Origin of the sequence: Streptomyces ovatisporus (assembly GCF_042653885.1) — a bacterium.
GTDB classification, from domain to species: Bacteria; Actinomycetota; Actinomycetes; order Streptomycetales; family Streptomycetaceae; genus Streptomyces; species Streptomyces ovatisporus.
Genome location: NZ_JBHSFH010000007.1, coordinates 714731 through 732168, shown reverse-complemented (window position 1 = coordinate 732168; position 17438 = coordinate 714731). Strand labels below are relative to the sequence as shown.

The 17438-nt window shown below is 70.0% G+C and carries 17 protein-coding genes; 8 read left to right on the top strand and 9 right to left on the bottom strand.

Features of this window, described 5'->3' with window-relative positions:
• Positions 1–91: 91 nt before the first annotated feature.
• Positions 92–625 (bottom strand): type III secretion system chaperone family protein, encoded by a 534-nt coding sequence (locus ACFPA8_RS17055; protein ID WP_386449250.1) that lies wholly within the window; start codon positions 623–625, stop codon positions 92–94.
• A 126-nt stretch (positions 626–751) separates the two neighbouring features.
• On the bottom strand, positions 752–1384 hold the full coding sequence (locus ACFPA8_RS17050) for a TetR/AcrR family transcriptional regulator (protein ID WP_386449248.1): 633 nt from the start codon (positions 1382–1384) through the stop codon (positions 752–754).
• A 115-nt stretch (positions 1385–1499) separates the two neighbouring features.
• On the opposite strand from ACFPA8_RS17050, the gene ACFPA8_RS17045 reads away from it, so the two are divergent.
• The gene (locus tag ACFPA8_RS17045) at positions 1500–2339 is read left to right on the top strand and encodes an alpha/beta fold hydrolase (RefSeq protein WP_386449246.1); all 840 of its coding nucleotides are present in this window, start codon (positions 1500–1502) and stop codon (positions 2337–2339) included.
• Positions 2340–2506: 167 nt separating this feature from the next.
• On the opposite strand, the gene clpB is transcribed toward ACFPA8_RS17045, so the two are convergent.
• The gene (gene clpB / locus ACFPA8_RS17040) at positions 2507–5116 is read right to left on the bottom strand and encodes an ATP-dependent chaperone ClpB (protein ID WP_386449244.1); all 2610 of its coding nucleotides are present in this window, start codon (positions 5114–5116) and stop codon (positions 2507–2509) included.
• A gap of 134 nt (positions 5117–5250) precedes the next feature.
• Between clpB and ACFPA8_RS17035 the strand changes: the two genes are divergently transcribed.
• Positions 5251–5670, top strand: coding sequence for a pyridoxamine 5'-phosphate oxidase family protein (locus tag ACFPA8_RS17035; RefSeq protein ID WP_386449242.1), 420 nt, complete (start codon positions 5251–5253; stop codon positions 5668–5670).
• Between the two features lie 102 nt (positions 5671–5772).
• Here the strand turns inward: ACFPA8_RS17035 and ACFPA8_RS17030 are convergent, their stop codons facing one another.
• On the bottom strand, positions 5773–6585 hold the full coding sequence (locus ACFPA8_RS17030; protein ID WP_386449240.1) for a trypsin-like serine peptidase: 813 nt from the start codon (positions 6583–6585) through the stop codon (positions 5773–5775).
• Between the two features lie 184 nt (positions 6586–6769).
• On the opposite strand from ACFPA8_RS17030, the gene ACFPA8_RS17025 reads away from it, so the two are divergent.
• Positions 6770–7123 carry a VOC family protein gene (locus ACFPA8_RS17025; protein ID WP_386449238.1) on the top strand — a complete coding sequence of 118 codons (354 nt, stop codon included), beginning with the start codon at positions 6770–6772 and terminating at the stop codon, positions 7121–7123.
• 84 nt (positions 7124–7207) lie between these two features.
• Here the strand turns inward: ACFPA8_RS17025 and ACFPA8_RS17020 are convergent, their stop codons facing one another.
• The 4 genes from ACFPA8_RS17020 to dnaK form a co-directional block, all read right to left on the bottom strand.
• Positions 7208–7663, bottom strand: coding sequence for a heat shock protein transcriptional repressor HspR (locus ACFPA8_RS17020; RefSeq protein WP_386449236.1), 456 nt, complete (start codon positions 7661–7663; stop codon positions 7208–7210).
• A 1-nt stretch (position 7664) separates the two neighbouring features.
• On the bottom strand, positions 7665–8864 hold the full coding sequence (gene dnaJ / locus ACFPA8_RS17015; RefSeq protein WP_386449234.1) for a molecular chaperone DnaJ: 1200 nt from the start codon (positions 8862–8864) through the stop codon (positions 7665–7667).
• A gap of 93 nt (positions 8865–8957) precedes the next feature.
• Positions 8958–9698 carry a nucleotide exchange factor GrpE gene (grpE, locus tag ACFPA8_RS17010; protein WP_386449232.1) on the bottom strand — a complete coding sequence of 247 codons (741 nt, stop codon included), beginning with the start codon at positions 9696–9698 and terminating at the stop codon, positions 8958–8960.
• Positions 9695–11566: a molecular chaperone DnaK gene (gene dnaK, locus ACFPA8_RS17005; RefSeq protein WP_386449230.1), complete on the bottom strand. Its 1872-nt coding sequence runs from the start codon at positions 11564–11566 to the stop codon at positions 9695–9697. Before dnaK ends, grpE begins: the two co-directional genes overlap by 4 nt.
• A gap of 345 nt (positions 11567–11911) precedes the next feature.
• Here dnaK and ACFPA8_RS17000 point away from each other — a divergent pair, with 345 nt between their 5' ends.
• From ACFPA8_RS17000 to ACFPA8_RS16985, 4 genes are all read left to right on the top strand, one after another.
• Positions 11912–14233 (top strand): (Fe-S)-binding protein, encoded by a 2322-nt coding sequence (locus ACFPA8_RS17000; protein WP_386449228.1) that lies wholly within the window; start codon positions 11912–11914, stop codon positions 14231–14233.
• 413 nt (positions 14234–14646) lie between these two features.
• Positions 14647–14802 (top strand): hypothetical protein, encoded by a 156-nt coding sequence (locus ACFPA8_RS16995; protein WP_386449227.1) that lies wholly within the window; start codon positions 14647–14649, stop codon positions 14800–14802.
• Positions 14796–15203, top strand: a complete 408-nt coding sequence (locus ACFPA8_RS16990) for an ATP-binding protein (RefSeq protein ID WP_386449226.1) — start codon at positions 14796–14798, stop codon at positions 15201–15203. The genes ACFPA8_RS16995 and ACFPA8_RS16990 overlap by 7 nt, the downstream gene beginning before the upstream one ends.
• A 135-nt stretch (positions 15204–15338) precedes the next feature.
• Positions 15339–16322 carry a Yip1 family protein gene (locus ACFPA8_RS16985; RefSeq protein WP_386449225.1) on the top strand — a complete coding sequence of 328 codons (984 nt, stop codon included), beginning with the start codon at positions 15339–15341 and terminating at the stop codon, positions 16320–16322.
• A gap of 92 nt (positions 16323–16414) precedes the next feature.
• Here the strand turns inward: ACFPA8_RS16985 and ACFPA8_RS16980 are convergent, their stop codons facing one another.
• Positions 16415–16669 carry a hypothetical protein gene (locus ACFPA8_RS16980; protein ID WP_386449223.1) on the bottom strand — a complete coding sequence of 85 codons (255 nt, stop codon included), beginning with the start codon at positions 16667–16669 and terminating at the stop codon, positions 16415–16417.
• 179 nt (positions 16670–16848) lie between these two features.
• Here ACFPA8_RS16980 and ACFPA8_RS16975 point away from each other — a divergent pair, with 179 nt between their 5' ends.
• On the top strand, positions 16849–17394 hold the full coding sequence (locus ACFPA8_RS16975) for a hypothetical protein (RefSeq protein ID WP_386449221.1): 546 nt from the start codon (positions 16849–16851) through the stop codon (positions 17392–17394).
• Positions 17395–17438 lie beyond the last annotated feature (44 nt).

The following is a 17438-nucleotide window of genomic DNA, read 5'->3' as shown; positions in this document are numbered from 1 at the left end:
CCGCTCCCTGATGCGGTCCCGCGTGGCGGTGGCCTGTGGCCTGTGCGGCGTGGGCCCGCGGCGCCCGGATGGCCGGCGTGTGCCGCTCGGCTCACTCCGAGTCGTCGTCCGGCTTGTCCCCGGACTCCGCGTCCTTCTCGAGGCCGAACTGCTCGACCAGCCACTTGTCGAACTCGATCGAGGCACGCACCCAGCTGACGACGCTGGAGACGAAGTGCTCCAGCGAGACGCCGGTGCCGATCAGCATCTGCGCCTCACCGATCAGACGGACGGTGCCGTCGTCGTGCGTGTGGCTGTAGACCTTCGGCCACAGAGTGCGGCGGTTCCAGTCGTCGATGCTCTCCAGCAGTTTGGGCTTGTCCTCGATCGGGTGGGGCCGGTCGTAGAACGTACGGACCGAGAAGACCTGCTGCTCCTCCTCGCCCCGGAACATGAAGTACGTGCGGAACTCTTCCCACGGCGCCGCGAGGTCTCCCTCCTCGTCGACGACGTACTTCAGCTCCATCTGCTCCAGCAGCTGCTTGACCAGCTCCTGGTCGGGGATGACAGGACCGGTCGGACCGGACTCCTGCGGGTCGGGCTCCTGCCCCCCGAAATTCGGGATCGAGGACGGGTCGATGCTCACCGGATTTCCCTTCGTACGGTTCCTGCCATCCTCCCTCACACTCGCCCCGTACACGCAACCCCGAGCCCCACCGGCAACCATTGCCCCTCTTTCTGCCGTCGGTTCGGCGGGGTCTCGCGGCCGGCGTCAGTCCGGTGCCTGTTCGGGGCGGCCGCCGCAGAGCTGGTCCAGCAGGTTCGCCGCCATGGCACGGGCGTGCCGCAGGCGGCTGCTGTCACCTTCCAGGCCGGCGCGCGTCATCGCGCCCTCCAGGAGGAAGGCCAGGTGCTCCGCCGTGGTCCGAGCGGTGCCGGGACTGCCGGGCAGCAATGCCGCGACGTGCTCGCCGATCAGGCGCTCGACTTCCTCCTTGTGACGGCGTACCAGGGCCCGCCCCTCGTTCCCGTCGGGCAGTTCCGCAGCGGCGTTGAGCAGGCCGCATCCGCGGAAGCCGTGCCCCTGGGCGGACACGGTGCTGTCGATGTAGGCGTCGAAGACGGCCAGTACGCCGTCGCGGGGGCTTTCGGCCCGCTGGAGGCGTGAGCGGTACTGCGTCAGCCATTCCTCGTGCCGGGCGTCCAGATAGGCCCGGACGAGATCGGCCTTGGACGAGAAGTTGTTGTACAGACTCATCTTCGCCACACCGGCCTCGGCGGTGATCGTGTCGATGCCGGTCGCCGTGACCCCGTCGGTGTAGAAGCGCCGCGCCGCGGCGGCCAGGACACGCTCGCGGGCCGGCCGCCGCTTCCCGTCGCCCGTGGTCCGCTCCACCTGACTCATCACGCACCCCGATTGCACTAGGTAGACTGGTCTACCTAGTATAGCCCCGCGCGGTGGCTGACGGCGACCGCCGAACAGTGTTCCCCCGCGCCATCAGCAACCCCAGGGAGGCACCATGGCCCTCTTGACCGGCAACCTCATCGTCGACGGAGTACGCCTCGCCTACCGGGACCACGGCCAGGGCGAGCCCGTGGTCTTCATCCACGGCACGCCCTCGCACTCCTACGAGTGGCGCGACGTCGTACCGCACATCGAGGTGGCCGGCTTCCGTGCCGTCACCTACGACCTGCTGGGATACGGCCTCTCGGAGCGGCCCGTGGACCGCGACACGTCGGTCGCCGCCCAGACGGACCTCCTGGGACACCTGCTCGACGAGCTGGGCATCGGCCGGGCGAACATCGTCGCGCACGACATCGGCGGCGCCATCGGCCAGCGCTTCGCCCTCGCCCACCCCGAGCGGGTGCGGCGACTGATGATGATCGACTCGGTCAGTTACGACTCGTGGCCGTCCTCGACCTGGCGGAAGATCATCGACGAGAACCTCGACGACTTCATGAGCATGTCGCAGGACGCGTTCAACGACCTGCTGTCCCGTCAGCTAGAGATGACCGTCGCCGACGAGTCGCTCATGACCGCGGAGCTCCTCCAGGCATACCTGGCACCCCATCAGTCCCCGCTGGGCCGCGTCTCCTTCTTCGAGCACCAGGTGCGCCACTACGACGCGAAGTACACGGAGGAGATCAGCGACCGGCTCGGACGCCTGACCATGCCCGTCCGCATCATGTGGGGCGAGCGGGACCAGTGGCAGCCCCTCGAGTACGCGAAGCGGCTCAGCAGCCACATCCCCGGCGCCGATCTCGTCGTCGTCCCCGAGGCCGGCCACTTCCTCATGGAGGACGCCCCCGAGCGCGTCGTCCGCGAGATCGACGACTTCCTCACGGCCCCGCCGCAGTGACTGCGTACCGGCGGTCCACGGCACCGGCAGCGCACCCCGACGGGTCGGGAGGCCGCGGCGGGGGCTGACGCCCCGCACCGCCGCCTCCGCACGTGCCCCGTGCCCCGCACGTGTCCCGTGCCCCGCACGTGTCCCGCGCCCCGTCCGGGCTCACGCGCCGCCCTCGCTCACACTCCGCGCGCCGAGCCGACCACCAGGCCCCCGCCGTCCGGCGCGGCGTCCACCCGCACGGTGTCGCCGTCGAGCACCTCGCCGGAGAGGATCTCGCGGGCGAGCCGGTCGCCGATCGCTGTCTGCACGAGGCGGCGCAGCGGCCGTGCACCGTACGCCGGGTCGTTGCCCTCCCGCGCCAGCCACTCCAGTGCCTCCGGGGTGACCTCCAGCTCCAGCCGCCGCTCCGCGAGCCGCCGCCGCAGTCCGTCGATCTGCAGCGCGGCGATGCGGCTCAGCTCGTCCGTGCTCAGGGCCGAGAAGACGACCACGTCGTCCAGCCGGTTGAGGAACTCGGGCCGGAAGGACGAACGTACGGTGGCGAGCACCTTCTCCTTCTTCTCCTCCTCCTTCTCCAGAGGGTCCATCAGGTACTGGCTGCCCAGGTTGGAGGTGAGGACGAGGATGGCGTTGCGGAAGTCCACGGTGCGGCCCTGGCCGTCGGTGAGGCGCCCGTCGTCGAGGACCTGGAGCAGCACGTCGAAGACCTCGTGGTGCGCCTTCTCCACCTCGTCCAGGAGCACGACGGAGTACGGACGCCGCCGCACCGCCTCGGTCAGCTGGCCGCCCTCCTCGTAGCCGACGTAACCGGGGGGAGCCCCGACCAGCCGCGCCACCGAGTGCTTCTCGCCGTACTCGCTCATGTCGATGCGGACCATCGCCCGCTCGTCGTCGAAGAGGAACTCCGCGAGGGCCTTGGCCAGTTCGGTCTTCCCGACGCCGGTCGGGCCGAGGAAGAGGAAGGAGCCGGTGGGCCGGTCGGGGTCCGCGATGCCGGCCCGCGTGCGCCGGACGGCGTCGGAGACGGCCTTGACGGCTTCGCCCTGGCCGATGAGCCGCCTGCCCAGCTCCTCCTCCATGCGCAGCAGCTTCTGCGTCTCGCCCTCCAGCAGCCGCCCGGCGGGGATGCCGGTCCAGGAGGCGACGACGTCGGCGATGTCGTCCCTGCCGACCTCCTCCTTGACCATCGTCTCCCGCTCGGGCTGCGAAGCGGCCTCCTCCTCGGCAGCGGAGGCCTCCTCCAACTCCCTTTCCAGGCTGGGGATCTCGCCGTAGAGCAACTGCGAGGCCGCCTCGAAGTCCCCTTCGCGCTGGGCGCGTTCCGACTGCCCACGCAGTTCGTCGAGCTTCTCCTTCAGCTCACCGACGCGGTTGAGGCCCTGCTTCTCCTTCTCCCAGCGAGCGGTCAGACCCCGCAACTCCTCCTCGCGGTCGGCCAGTTCGAGACGCAGCCGCTCCAGGCGCTCGACGGAGCCGGGATCGGTCTCGTTGGCGAGGGCCATCTCCTCCATCTTCAGCCTGTCGACGGAGCGCTGGAGTTCGTCGATCTCGACGGGCGAGGAGTCGATCTCCATGCGCAGCCGGGACGCGGCCTCGTCGACGAGGTCGATCGCCTTGTCCGGCAGGAACCGGGAGGTGATGTAGCGGTCGGAGAGCGCGGCGGCGGCCACGAGAGCGCTGTCCGCGATCTGAACCTTGTGGTGTGCCTCGTACCGGCCCTTGAGCCCGCGCAGGATCGCGATGGAGTCCTCCACCGTGGGCTCCGCCACGAGCACCTGCTGGAAGCGGCGCTCCAGAGCGGCGTCCTTCTCGATCCGCTCGCGGTACTCGTCGAGCGTGGTGGCGCCGACCATCCGCAGCTCGCCGCGGGCGAGCATCGGCTTGAGCATGTTGCCCGCGTCCATGGCGGAGTCGCCGCCGGCGCCCGCACCGACGACCGTGTGCAGCTCGTCGATGAAGGTGATGATCTGGCCGTCGCTCTCCTTGATCTCCGACAGCACGGTCTTCAGACGTTCCTCGAACTCGCCGCGGTACTTCGCGCCTGCCACCATCGCGCCCAGGTCCAGCGCCCACAGCCGCTTGTCGCGCAGCGACTCGGGCACGTCGCCCTTGACGATCCGCTGTGCGAGCCCCTCCACGACCGCGGTCTTGCCGACGCCGGGCTCGCCGATGAGCACCGGGTTGTTCTTCGTACGCCGGGAGAGCACCTGCACGACGCGCCGGATCTCCTGGTCCCGCCCGATGACGGGGTCGAGCCTGCCCTCGCGGGCAGCGGCGGTGAAGTCGGTGCCGAACTTCTCCAGTGCCTTGTACGTGCCCTCCGGGTCGGGCGTCGTCACACGCCGGCTTCCGCGCACTGACTGGAACGCCTCCAGCAGCTTCTTGTCCGTGGCGCCGTTGTCCCGGAGCAGGTCGGCCGTGTGCCCGCCCTTGGCGGCGAGGGCGATCAGCAGGTGCTCGGTGGAGACGTACGCGTCGCCGAGGTCCTTGGCCCGCTGGGCGGCGTCGGCGATGACCGACAGCAGGGGACGGTCGGGCTGCGGCTTGCCGACCGTCGACCCCTTGACGCTGGGGAGCGCGGCGAGCAGCCGCTCGGCGCCCGAGCGGAGTGCGGCCTGATCGGCGTCGGCGGCGGCGAGCAGGTCGGACACGTTCTCGTTGTCCTCGCCCTGGAGCAGCGCGAGGAGCAGGTGGGCAGGGGTGATGTCGGGGTGTCCGTCCGTCACCGCACGGTCGTTCGCCCCACTGATCGCGTCACGGCTCTTGTTCGTCAGCTCGGCGTCCACTTGCGTGCGTGCCTCCTTCGTCTCGCTTCGTCTGCTCCGGCCCGGCCGGGCCGGTCCCGCCTTCCACTGAAGTCTTCAGCATCCAGCAAGTTGAGTCTATTCCACTCAACTATTGCCGCGTTACGTTCGTTCCCATGACGAGTACGTCCCCATCTCCCGCTCTCAACGTCCCCGAAGCCCTCGCGGCCTTCTGGCGCGAACGCCACTACTCCACGCTCACGACCCTCCGGCCCGGTGGCACCCCGCACGTGGTGCCCGTCAGCGTCACCTTCGAACCGGACACGGCAACGGCCCGCGTCGTCTCACGCCGCACCAGCAAGAAGGTGCGCAACATCGCCGAAGCGGGCGAGAAAGGCATGCGGGTCGCGCTCTGCCAGGTCGACGGCGGACGCTGGTCGACGCTGGAAGGCCGCGCCCGCATCCGTACGGAGGCGGACGTGGTCTCGGACGCCGAGCGCCGCTACGAGGAGCGCTACGGCCGCCGTCCCCGGCCCAACCCGGAGCGCGTACTGATCGAGATCGCCGTGGACCGCACGATGGGCCGGGGCATCTGACACGGCGCGGCACGGCAGGAGGCGCAGCAGCCAGGACGCGCCTCCTGCCGCCTCCTGCCAGGACGGGCGCCCGCCTCGGCGGCCGTGTGCTCCGGGGTTCCCTCAGCGGCCCCCGATCTCCTTCAGCACCGTCTTCGCCGACCTCGGGTAGGGCCGTCCCAGCAGCTCGTCGTCCGAGCCGACCGACGTGACCGCCACCAGCGTCCCCGCCCCCCGCGCCTTGTCGAAGTCCCGGAGCCACGGACCGCCGCTGACGCCCTGCGTCAGCCGGCACGGCTCGAGCGCCAGGGCTCCGACGTTGGCCGCCGCGATCTCGCCGCGCCCGTAGCGGTGGGCCTTCCCCGCGCAGTAGTTGAGCGTCTCCCCGTCGTACGGCGAGGTGACCGGGTAGCCGAGCGTGGCGGTGGTGCCGCCCGGAACCGGCTCCGTCTTCAGGGTGTTCGCACCGTGGACGTCCTGGATGGTGCGCCCGCCCCGCTTCTCCATCCGCAGGAACGCCCAGTCGTGCGGAAGGATCGTCTCCAGCTCCTTCTTCACGTTCCAGCCGGGTGCCGTCCGCCACGACTCCGCCTTCCAGCCCTTCGCGAGCACGGCCTTCGGGCCGCCCTCCCCCTCGTAACCGGGCTGGAAGTAGACCGCCTCCGGCTTCTGCGGACGCTCCGGGCTGGCGATGCAGTGGGCGGCGGTGGCCACCACACTGCCGCTCGGAGAGTCGACGACGGCGGCCGAGCAGGACTCGACCTGATTGCCCGACAGCTTCGCGACGAGCCTCCCCACCGTCTTGACGGTCCCGTGCGGCCACCGGCTCCCCTCGGAGGGCGGCGGGTAGGGCGTCGGCGCCCCGGCCGCCCCCATCACGGCCAGAGCGGTGGTGCATGTCACGAAAGCGGCGAGTGCCGCGCGCGTCGACGTCATGCCCCCACGCTCGGACCGACCCGCCGCTGCGGCCAACTGCACACACCCGGTCGGGTTACACCCGCATGTTCCGCGCCGTACCGCCGTACGTGTCGGGCAGGCTGCACGGCGGCCGTTGCACAGCACCGCCGCCTCCGGGGAAACCCGGTGTCAGGACGCCGCGTCCGGCATTACGCTCCCCGGCATGACCCTGGAGTGGGAACAAGTTCTGATCGACGCGGCGGACCCCGTCGCGCTGGGCTCCTGGTGGGCGGAGGCGCTGGGCTGGGTGGTGGTCGACGAATCCGCCGAGGAATACGAGATCCGGGAGACTCCCGACCGCCTCCCCGGGCTGCTCTTCGTGCTCGTCCCGGATGCCAAGGTCTCCAAGAACCGGCTGCATCTCGACTTCCGTCCCGACGACCAGGAGGCGGAGGTGGCCCGCCTCCTGGCGCACGGCGCCCGCCACGCGGACGTGGGCCAGGGCGAGGAGTCCTGGGTCGTCCTCGCGGACCCGGAGGGCAACGAGTTCTGCGTGCTGGGCCCGCGCCGCACGTGACGCCGGGCACCGCACCGGGCCCGGCAGGCCGAAGCCCCCTGCGCGCCGCACGCGCGAGGGGGCCGTCCCGGTCCGGGGGTGCGCTCAGTCGCGGCTCTTCTTGGGACGCCAGACGACCAGTGCGCCGGACTGCGGATGCACGTCCTGGTACGGCACCAGGTCACGCCGGTAGGAGGCGTGGACCTGCGCCTCGCGCTGCCGCATGGCCGCCGCTGCGCCCTCGACCGCCTGCTGGAGTTCGACGACACGGGACTTGAGCGCGGCGACCTGGTTCTCCAGTTCGATGATGCGCTTGATGCCCGCGAGGTTGATGCCCTCGTCCTGGCTCAACTCCTGCACCTGACGCAGCAGTTCGATGTCCCGCGCGGAGTACCGCCGGCCACGTCCGGCCGCCCGGTCCGGTGAGACGAGGCCGAGGCGGTCGTACTGGCGCAGCGTCTGCGGGTGCAGGCCCGAGAGCTGAGCAGCCACCGAGATGACGTACACCGGTGACTCGTCCGTCAGCTGATAAGGATTGCGTCGTCCGCCCCGGCCGTTCACCTCAGTCTCCCTTCGCGGCCTTGAACAGCTGGGCCCTCGGGTCCTCCGCTGCCGTCGCCTCGCGGTAGGACTCCAGGATGCCCTTCGCCTTGTCGCTCAAATCCTTGGGTACCGATACGTCGATGGTGACCAGCAGATCGCCGCGCGTCCCGTCCTTGCGGACTGCGCCCTTTCCGCGTGCCCGCATCGTACGGCCGCTCGGCGTTCCCGGCGGCAGTTTGAGCGTGACGGGCGGACCGCCGAGCGTCGGCACCTTGATCTCGCCGCCGAGCGCCGCCTCCGGGTAGGTGACGGGCACGGTCACCGTCAGGTTGTCGCCGCGGCGGCCGAAGACCGGATGCCGGTCGACGTGCACGATCACATAGAGGTCACCGGCCGGACCGCCCCGCTCGCCGGGTGCGCCCTTGCCGCGCAGCCTGATGCGCTGCCCGTCGCTGACGCCCGCGGGGATGCGGACCTGCATGGTGCGCGAACTCGTCGCCTTGCCGGACCCCTTGCACGTGTCGCACGGGTCCTGGGCGATCAGGCCGCGGCCCTTGCAGTCCAGGCACGGGTCGGTCAGCGAGAAGCCGCCACCCCCGCCGCGTGAGACCTGGCCGGTCCCGACGCAGGTGGGGCACACCCGGGGTGTGCCGTTCTTGTCGCCCGTGCCGGCGCACGCCTTGCACGCCGCGGACGACGACATGCGCAGCGGAACGGTGGCGCCGTCGACGGCCTCGGTGAAGCTGAGCGTCACCTCGGACTCGACGTCCTGACCCCGGCGGGGCTGCGTACGCGTACCGGCGCCGCCGCGGTTGAACAGACCGCCGAAGACGTCACCGAGACCGCCGCCGAAGCCGCCGGCGCCACCGGGACCGCCGGGGCCACCGCCCGGCTGGCCGCCCCCGAAGAGGTCGCTCAGGTCGAAGTTGAAACCGCCCGCGCCGCCGGGACCACCGGGCCCGCCGGTCCTGATCCCGCCGTTGCCGAACAGGGTGCGCGCCTCGTCGTACTCCTTGCGGCGCTTGGCGTCGCCCAGTACGTCGTACGCCTCCGAAGCGTTCTTGAAGCGCTCCTCGGCCTTGGCGTCGCCCCTGTTGGCGTCGGGGTGGTTCTCGCGTGCGAGCTTGCGGTAGGCCTTCTTGATCTCGGCCTCGGTGGCGTCCTTCGGGACGCCGAGAACCTTGTAGTAGTCCTTCTCGATGAAGTCCTTCGTACTCATCCGCGGCGTCCCTCCTCCCGCTCGGTACCCCGGTCGGAGACCGGCCCGCCGTCCGGGCCGGTCCCCCTGCCGATGGCCGGCTCGCTTCCGTGGTCAGCCCTGCTCGGGGCCACCGTTCTCCTCTTCGTCGGCGGGCTCCTCGCCTGCCGGGGCCTGAGCACCCGGCTGCGGCTCAGCGACACCGACCCTGGCGGGACGGATCGTACGCTCGCCGATGCGATACCCGGGCTGAAGGATCTGCACGCACGTCGTCTCCGTGACGTCGGGCGAGTACGAGTGCATCAGCGCCTCGTGCACAGTCGGGTCGAAGGGCTCCCCCTCCTTGCCGAACTGCATCAGACCCATCTTGGCGGCGACCATCTCCAGCGACTCGGCGACGGACTTGAATCCGCCGACGAGTTCGCCATGGTCCCGCGCACGGCCGATGTCGTCGAGCACGGGCAGCAGCTCCGTCAGCAGGTTCGCGACAGCGACCTCCTTGACGGCGGCGCGGTCCCGCTCGACGCGGCGGCGGTAGTTCTGGAACTCGGCCTGGAGACGCTGCAGATCCTGCGTGCGCTCGTGCAGCGCCGTGCGGGTCTGGTCCAGCTGGGCGGTCAGCGCCGCCTCCTGCGGGCCCAGGTCCGCGGCCTGGCCCTGGACCTGCCCCTGGAGCGGTTCCTGTCCGCCCTGGCCTTCCTGCTCGGTCTCGGTCACGTCCCCGGCCCCGTCCGCCGGGCCCCCCGCCTCGTCGGCGGGGGAAGCACCGGCGGCCTGCGCCGCAGCGTCATCGGGCTGTACGGCGTCGGTGGGGACGTCGGACTTCTGGTCGAAGCCCGGGGTCTCCTCCGTCACGCTGCACCATCCTTCGGCTTCTGCTCGTCGTCCACGATCTCGGCGTCCACGACGTCGTCGTCACCGTCGGCCTTGGCCCCGCCGCCCGCGGCGCCCTCGGCCCCGCCCTGCGCGCCGGCCTCACCCTGAGCGGCCTGCGCGTCGGCGTACATGGCCTGACCCAGCTTCTGGCTGGTCGCCGCGACCTTCTCGCTGGCCTCGCGGATCGCCGCGGTGTCCTCGCCCTTCAGCTTCTCCTTCAGCTCCTCGACGGCGGCCTCGACCTCGGTCTTGATCTCGCCGGGGACCTTCTCCTCGTTGTCCTGGAGGAACTTCTCCGTCGTGTAGACCAGCTGCTCGGCCTGGTTGCGCGTCTCGGCGGACTCGCGGCGCTTGGCGTCCTCGTCGGCGTACTGCTCGGCATCGCGCATCATGCGCTCGATGTCTTCCTTCGGCAGCGCCGAGCCGCCGGTGACGGTCATCCGCTGCTCCTTGCCCGTTCCGAGGTCCTTCGCGGAGACGTGCATGATGCCGTTCGCGTCGATGTCGAAGGTGACCTCGATCTGGGGGACGTTGCGCGGAGCGGGCGGCAGGCCCGTCAGCTCGAACATGCCGAGCTTCTTGTTGTACGCCGCGATCTCGCGCTCGCCCTGGAAGACCTGGATCTGCACCGACGGCTGGTTGTCCTCGGCCGTGGTGAAGGTCTCCGAGCGCTTCGTCGGGATCGTGGTGTTCCGCTCGATCAGCTTGGTCATGATGCCGCCCTTGGTCTCGATGCCGAGGGACAGCGGGGTGACGTCCAGCAGCAGGACGTCCTTGACCTCGCCCTTGAGCACACCGGCCTGGAGGCTGGCGCCGATGGCGACGACCTCGTCCGGGTTGACGCCCTTGTTCGCGTCCTTGCCGCCGGTCAGGTCGCGGACCAGCTCCGCGACGGCGGGCATACGGGTCGAGCCGCCGACGAGAACGACGTGGTCGATCTCGGACAGCTGGATGCCGGCGTCCTTGATGACGTTGTGGAACGGCGTCTTGCAGCGCTCCAGCAGGTCCTGGGTGAGCTGCTGGAACTGGGCGCGCGTGAGCTTCTCGTCCAGGTGCAGCGGGCCCTCGGCGGAAGCCGTGATGTAGGGCAGGTTGATGTTGGTCTCGGTGGAGCTGGACAGCTCGATCTTCGCCTTCTCCGCGGCCTCGCGGAGACGCTGGAGAGCCATCTTGTCCTTGCCGAGGTCCACGCCGTGGCCGGAGTGGAACTGCTTGACCAGGTGGTCGACGACGCGCTGGTCCCAGTCGTCACCGCCGAGGTGGTTGTCGCCGTTGGTGGCCTTCACCTCGACGACGCCGTCGCCGATCTCCAGCAGCGAGACGTCGAAAGTACCGCCACCGAGGTCGAAGACCAGGATCGTCTGGTCCTCCTTCTCGAGCCCGTAGGCGAGGGCGGCGGCGGTCGGCTCGTTGACGATGCGCAGCACGTTGAGGCCCGCGATCTCACCGGCCTCCTTGGTGGCCTGGCGCTCGGCGTCGTTGAAGTACGCCGGGACGGTGACGACCGCGTCCTCGACCTTCTCGCCGAGGTAGGCCTCCGCGTCCCGCTTCAGCTTCTGCAGGATGAAGGCGCTCATCTGCTGCGGATTGAAGTCCTTGCCGTCCAGGTTGATCTTCCAGTCGGTGCCCATGTGGCGCTTGACCGACCGGACCGTCCTGTCGACGTTGGTGACGGCCTGACGCTTGGCCACCTCGCCGACGAGCACCTCGCCGTTCTTCGCGAACGCCACGACGGACGGCGTGGTCCTGGCGCCCTCGGCGTTGGTGATGACGGTGGGCTCACCGCCTTCGAGAACACTGACGACGGAGTTCGTCGTGCCCAGGTCGATGCCGACCGCACGTGCCATTTCGGTTTCCTCCAGCTGATGTCTTGAGTGAAGCTGACTCAAGAGTGCACGGCGGAAGGGGGAACGTCAAACGCCTTGAGTGGAAGCGACTCAACTCTTATGCCGACTTTATGCGCACCCGACCACTGAACAGGCACGGAGAGGGGGCCGGGTAACGGCGAACCGGGGGACGAGCCGCACACCGCACTGACCGCGCGCCCCCGCGACGCAGATCACCGCGCGCCCGGGTACCAGCACCCCCGGGAAAGTGGGTACTCTCGAACGGACTAGATAAGTTACCGCTTAGTACGCAAGAGCGAGCCGGGCAGCCGCACGCATGCTCGCCCGCAGGTCCGAGGAGCCTCCATGCAACTCGCCGCGATCGTCGTTTCGCTGGTGCTGGCCGCGGTCGGTATCGCGCTGTTCGCGCGCGCCATCGCGCAGATCTATCGCTTCGTCCGTCTGGGAGCGCCGGTGCCCGCCGGGACCCGCACCGACGATCCGCAGCAGCGCACTCTCACCGTGGCCCGTGAGTTCTTCGGGCACACACGCATGAACCGGTGGGGCATCGTCGGCGTCGCACACTGGTTCGTCGCGATCGGATTCTTCGCGCTCGTCCTCACCCTCGTGCACGCCTTCGGCCAGCTCTTCGTGGCCGACTGGGCCCTGCCGCTCATCGGTACGTGGGCCCCGTACGAGATCTTCACCGAGTTCGTCGGCCTGATGACGACGCTGGGCATCCTCACGCTCATCGCGATCCGGCTGTCGAACCTGCCGAACCGGGCCGGACGCAAGTCCCGCTTCGCAGGCTCGAAGGCGGGCCAGGCCTACTTCGTCGAGTACGTCATCCTCACGATCGGCGTGGCCATCCTGGTGCTGAGGGGCCTGGAGGGCGCCCTGCACGGCGTGACCGGCTACAAGGCCGCCTACCTGGCCTCGTACCCGCTCGTCGCCGCCTTCGACGGGCTGAGCGTCGGCACGCTGCAGAACCTGGTGTACCTGGTCGCGATGATCAAGATCAGCACGTCGTTCGTGTGGATGATCGTCGTCGGGCTCAACACCAACATGGGCGTCGCCTGGCACCGTTTCCTGGCCTTCCCGAACATCTGGTTCAAGCGGAACGCGAGCGGCGGCACCGCCCTCGGCGGGCTGCTGCCGATGACGTCCGGCGGCAAGGAGATCGACTTCGAGACCGTCTTCGACGACGAGGACGGCGAGGAGACGCAGTTCGGCGCCTCCCAGGTCGAGCACTTCTCCTGGAAGGGCATCCTCGACTTCTCCACCTGCACCGAGTGCGGCCGCTGCCAGTCGCAGTGCCCTGCCTGGAACACGGGCAAGCCCCTCTCGCCCAAGCTGCTGATCATGTCCCTGCGCGACCACGCGCACGCCAAGGCCCCCTACCTGCTCGCCGGCGGCGGGAAGACCATGGAGGGCGAGGAGAAGGCGACCGAGGAGCAGCTGAAGGACGTACCGCAGTCCGCGCTGGACGAGGCCGAGCGTCCGCTGATCGGCACCGCGGAGGCCGCACCGGACGGGCTGGGCGGGGTCATCGACCCGGACGTGCTGTGGTCGTGCACGACGTGCGGCGCGTGCGTCGAACAGTGCCCCGTCGACATCGAGCACGTCGATCACATCGTCGACATGCGCCGCTACCAGGTGATGATCGAGAGCGCGTTCCCGAGCGAGGCCGGGACGATGCTGAAGAACCTGGAGAAGAAGGGCAACCCCTGGGGCCTGGCGAAGAAGCAGCGCCTGGAGTGGACCAAGGAGCTCGCCGAGGCGACCGGCTTCGAGGTACCGGTCGTGGGCAAGACGGTCGAGGACCTCACCGAGGTCGACTACCTGTACTGGGTGGGCTGCGCCGGGGCGCTGGAGGACCGGGCCAAGAAGACCACGAAGGCCTTCGCCGAGCTGCTGCACATCGCGGGAGTCAACTTCGCGATCATGGGCGGCGACGAGAAGTGCACCGGTGACTCGCCCCGCCGGCTGGGCAACGAGTTCCTCTTCCAGCAGCTCGGCGAGGAGAACGTCGCCACGCTCAACGCCGCCTTCGGCGAGTCCGCCCCGGACGAAGACGGAGCGGAAGGCGTGACGGTCGAGAAGTCGAAGAAGAAGATCGTCGCAACCTGCCCGCACTGCTTCAACACGCTCGCGAACGAGTACCCGCAGCTGGGCGGCCACTACGAGGTCATCCACCACACGCAGCTGCTCCAGCACCTCGTCGACGAGGGCAGGCTGGTCCCGGTCACGCCGGTCGAGGGCCTGATCACGTACCACGACCCGTGCTACCTGGGCCGCCACAACCAGGTCTACACGCCCCCGCGCGAGATCATCGGCAAGGTCCCGGGCCTGCGGAACGAGGAGATGCACCGTCACAAGGAACGCGGCTTCTGCTGCGGCGCCGGCGGTGCCCGCATGTGGATGGAGGAGCGCATCGGCAAGCGCATCAACAACGAGCGCGTCGACGAAGCACTCTCCCTGAATCCCGACATCGTCTCGACGGCGTGCCCCTTCTGCCTCGTCATGCTGACGGACTCCGTCAACGGCAAGAAGAACGACAACAAGGCGAAGGAGGACCTGCGGGTCGTGGACGTCGCCCAACTGCTGCTGGACTCCGTGAAGACGCCCGGGGAGCCGGCCGGGGACAGCGGCTCGGAGGAGACGGCGGAGCCCGAACCCGCGCAGTAACTCCTCCCACACGGCTCTTCCGGAGTCACGTGTTTCCCGGACGGGCAGCCACTCACGAACGGAGCTTGTCGTCTTGTCGGCAAGCTCCGTTCGTATGCGGCAATCTCCGTTCGTATTCAGTCACTTAATGTTCTTCACAGGTCAATCCCCTTCGGGGGATACCCATCGAGCCCCCTGCCGCTTAGCCTCGCTGACCAGCGACAGCAGAAGCGGCGCGGTGAAGGAGGCGACCCCGGGTGCTGGACTGCGGCGAGGAGATGGCGGAGAACCGCCCTGTCCCCGTGCGGCGGATGGTGTTCTCCGCCCCCGTCCGTCCGCAGGCCGGCAGATCCAGAGCGGGCCACCGGGGTCCCGCGAGCCGCTCGGCGTGGCCTTTACGGACGTTCGGGCCGAACAGCAGACCACGGGAGACCATGCGGGACGACGACGGCGCAGCGACCACGGCAGGAGCCACGACCACGGCCCCGGCCGGGCGCCACGTCAACGACCAGGCCCGCATGCCGCACAGGCTCGGGGCGGACTCGTTCCGTCCGGTGAACCTCAGCGTCGGGGAGATGGACGGATGCTGACCAATGAGCGCCTGTGCCGCCTGCACTTCACCTCACGAGACCTCCCCCGCATCCGGATCGAGGTCGAGGAGTGCGCCGCGGCGGCGGGCCTGGGGGAACCACGCAGAGGTGAATTCGTCGTCGCCGTCGATGCGGTGGCCACCAACGCGGTCGAACACGCCGGAGGAACAGGGCGGTTGGTGCTGCGTCACCTCGAAGGTGAGCTGGAGTGCCAGGTGGAGGACTCCGGGCCGGGTTTCTCCGAGGACGTCATCCCGGAGCTGGCGCCCGGCGTCGCCGGGGCCACCGCCGGACGCGGCCTGTGGCTCGCCAAGCTGGTCACCGACCGGCTCACGGTCGAACCCGCCGGACCGGGCTGCGGTGCGGTGGTGACACTGGCGGTGCGCCTGCCGTGCGGCTGAGGGGGACGGACCGTCCGGCCCCGCTCCAGTGGCCCTAGGGGAGAGCCCTACGGGTTGTACCGGATCGGCCACAATGCGGTCCGCATTCTCCCGTGCCCGGCCTGACCGCCGCGGGGACAAGGTACGTTCGAAGGCGTGGCTGGTTTCAGGATCGGACGCGGCCGGGGCTCCCGGAACGCGCAGCAGCAAGGGCAGAACCGCGGACCTCAGGGGCATCCGGGACAGGCGCCCCCGGGCCCCGGGCCGTACGGGCAGGGCCCGCCGCAGCAGTGGGCGCACGGGCGGCCCGGCGGCCACGGCGAACCCGAGTACTTGGGCGAGCCGCACGGTTCGCAGCCGCCCTACGGCTCGCAGCGTCCGTACGGCCAGGGCGCGCAGTTCGGCCCCGGTCCCTACTCCGGCGGTCAGTCGTACGGCCGCCCGCCGCACGGCCAGGGCGGACGCCCGGTCGGCGATCCGTACACCGACAACCCGGGCCACACCCGCTCCTTCACCGTCCCGGACCCCTACGCCCCGGGCGGCGCCTACGACGGCGGGAGCGACCCCTACGCCGCGGGCAGGCCCGCTCCGCCCCCCGGTCCGCGGCTGCACTGGAAGCAGCTGCTGAGCGGCATCGTCCTGCGCCCCAACGCCACCTTCTGGCAGATGCGCGACCACGCCGTGTGGCTCCCCGCGATCATCGTCACCGTGCTCTACGGGCTTCTCGCGCCCTTCAGCCTCGGCGACGCCCGCGAGGAGGTCATCAACAACACTGTCTCGACGATGGCGCCGACCGTCCTGGGGGCGGCCGTCGCCTTCGTGATCTTCGGGCTGATCCTCGGATCCGTGACCCATACGCTGGCCCGCCAGTTCGGAGGCACGGGCACGTGGGCGCCCACCGTCGGCCTGTCGATGCTGATCATGCCGCTCACCGACGCACCGCGACTCCTCGCCGCCCTCTTCCTCGGCGGCGCCGACACCTTCTCGCAGGTGCTGGGCTGGGTCACATGGATCGCGGCGGGGGCTCTCCTGACGTCGATGGTCAGCCGTTCCCACGATCTTCCGTGGGCCCGCGCGCTCGGTGCCTCCGCGGTGCAGCTGCTGGCGCTGCTGGTGCTGATCAAGCTCGGCACTTTCTGACGGCGCGGCACTGACGCCGCAGTTCTGACGCTGTTGGTTCTGACGCCGCAGTTCTGACGCCGCAGTTCTGACGCTGTGGCTCGGCTGCTCGGCTACCTGTCGCGCCGTCGACCGCCCTCGTCGTCCTGCCGGTCCGCACCCGCGCCGTGCGGGCCGGCGGTGTGGGGACCCGCGTGGTCCGGGCCCGCACCGTCCGCACCCGCGCTCTCCGGCGGGTTGCCGGGGTGGAACGTGTCGTACCGGTGAGTGACGATGCTCTGCTCGTGCCGCACGTTCAGCAGGTGGATCATGAGCGCTGTCAGCGCGATCAGCAGCAGGATGATTCCGACAGTGACGAGGATGTCCATAGCGGTCGCTCCTCCCGTGCGGCCGGCGGCGGTTGCCGGCCGCAGCGGCGGCCGACCGGATTTCACCGGCGACGAGGACGGCTCGGAAGCCTGTGGACGACGTATTCTCAGTATCTTCAGCCTACGCCGCCCCGGCGGTCGGGGCTGGTCACGGGGCGAGGCGCGGAGGGGGCGTAGGCGTGACGGATGTGTTTCTGCGGCGGCTCAGCCGATGGCAGGCCGACCGGGAGCGGGAGGCGGTCGCCGACCTGTACGTCGAGGCATACCGGGGGATGCCCGGCGAGGAGTTCCACGACCGGCAGGAATACCTGCGGCGCCTCGGCGAGCACGTCCAGCGCCCCGGCTTCGAGCTCGTGATCGCCAGTGCGGCGGGCCGTCTGGTGGGCAGCGTCTACGGCTACCAGGCCGACCGCACGGACGAGTGGTGGCAGGGCCTGCACGGCGAACTGCCGGCCGAGATGGCCGAACTGACGGCAGCGGGGCGGGTGTTCGTCATGACCGAGCTGATGGTCCTGCCGTCCGGCCGCCGCACCCGCGTGGCGACCCGGCTCCAGGAGCATCTGCTGACCCCTGCCGGTATCAGCCTCGCGGTCACCTTGATCGACCAGGACAACGCCCCCGCCCGGAGCGCTCTGCAGTCCTGGTCCTGGCAGAGCCTCGGCAAGATCACGCCTCCCTCCGGCGGCCCGCCCCTGGAAGCCTGGACGCGTCGTTTCCCCAGGTAGCGGGCGCTTCTGAGGGGCGGCCCGTAAGCCCGGGCAGCGGGAGT

What these genes read in the sequence shown, in the direction of transcription:
- ACFPA8_RS17050 (WP_386449248.1), bottom strand. Translation starts at nt 1,384, where the DNA reads ATGAGTCAGGTGGAGCGGACCACGGGCGACGGGAAGCGGCGGCCGGCC.
- ACFPA8_RS17045 (WP_386449246.1), top strand. Translation starts at nt 1,500, where the DNA reads ATGGCCCTCTTGACCGGCAACCTCATCGTCGACGGAGTACGCCTCGCC.
- ACFPA8_RS17035 (WP_386449242.1), top strand. Translation starts at nt 5,251, where the DNA reads ATGACGAGTACGTCCCCATCTCCCGCTCTCAACGTCCCCGAAGCCCTC.
- ACFPA8_RS17030 (WP_386449240.1), bottom strand. Translation starts at nt 6,585, where the DNA reads ATGACGTCGACGCGCGCGGCACTCGCCGCTTTCGTGACATGCACCACC.
- ACFPA8_RS17025 (WP_386449238.1), top strand. Translation starts at nt 6,770, where the DNA reads ATGACCCTGGAGTGGGAACAAGTTCTGATCGACGCGGCGGACCCCGTC.
- dnaJ (WP_386449234.1), bottom strand. Translation starts at nt 8,864, where the DNA reads ATGAGTACGAAGGACTTCATCGAGAAGGACTACTACAAGGTTCTCGGC.
- dnaK (WP_386449230.1), bottom strand. Translation starts at nt 11,566, where the DNA reads ATGGCACGTGCGGTCGGCATCGACCTGGGCACGACGAACTCCGTCGTC.
- ACFPA8_RS17000 (WP_386449228.1), top strand. Translation starts at nt 11,912, where the DNA reads ATGCAACTCGCCGCGATCGTCGTTTCGCTGGTGCTGGCCGCGGTCGGT.
- ACFPA8_RS16995 (WP_386449227.1), top strand. Translation starts at nt 14,647, where the DNA reads ATGCGGGACGACGACGGCGCAGCGACCACGGCAGGAGCCACGACCACG.
- ACFPA8_RS16990 (WP_386449226.1), top strand. Translation starts at nt 14,796, where the DNA reads ATGCTGACCAATGAGCGCCTGTGCCGCCTGCACTTCACCTCACGAGAC.
- ACFPA8_RS16980 (WP_386449223.1), bottom strand. Translation starts at nt 16,669, where the DNA reads ATGGACATCCTCGTCACTGTCGGAATCATCCTGCTGCTGATCGCGCTG.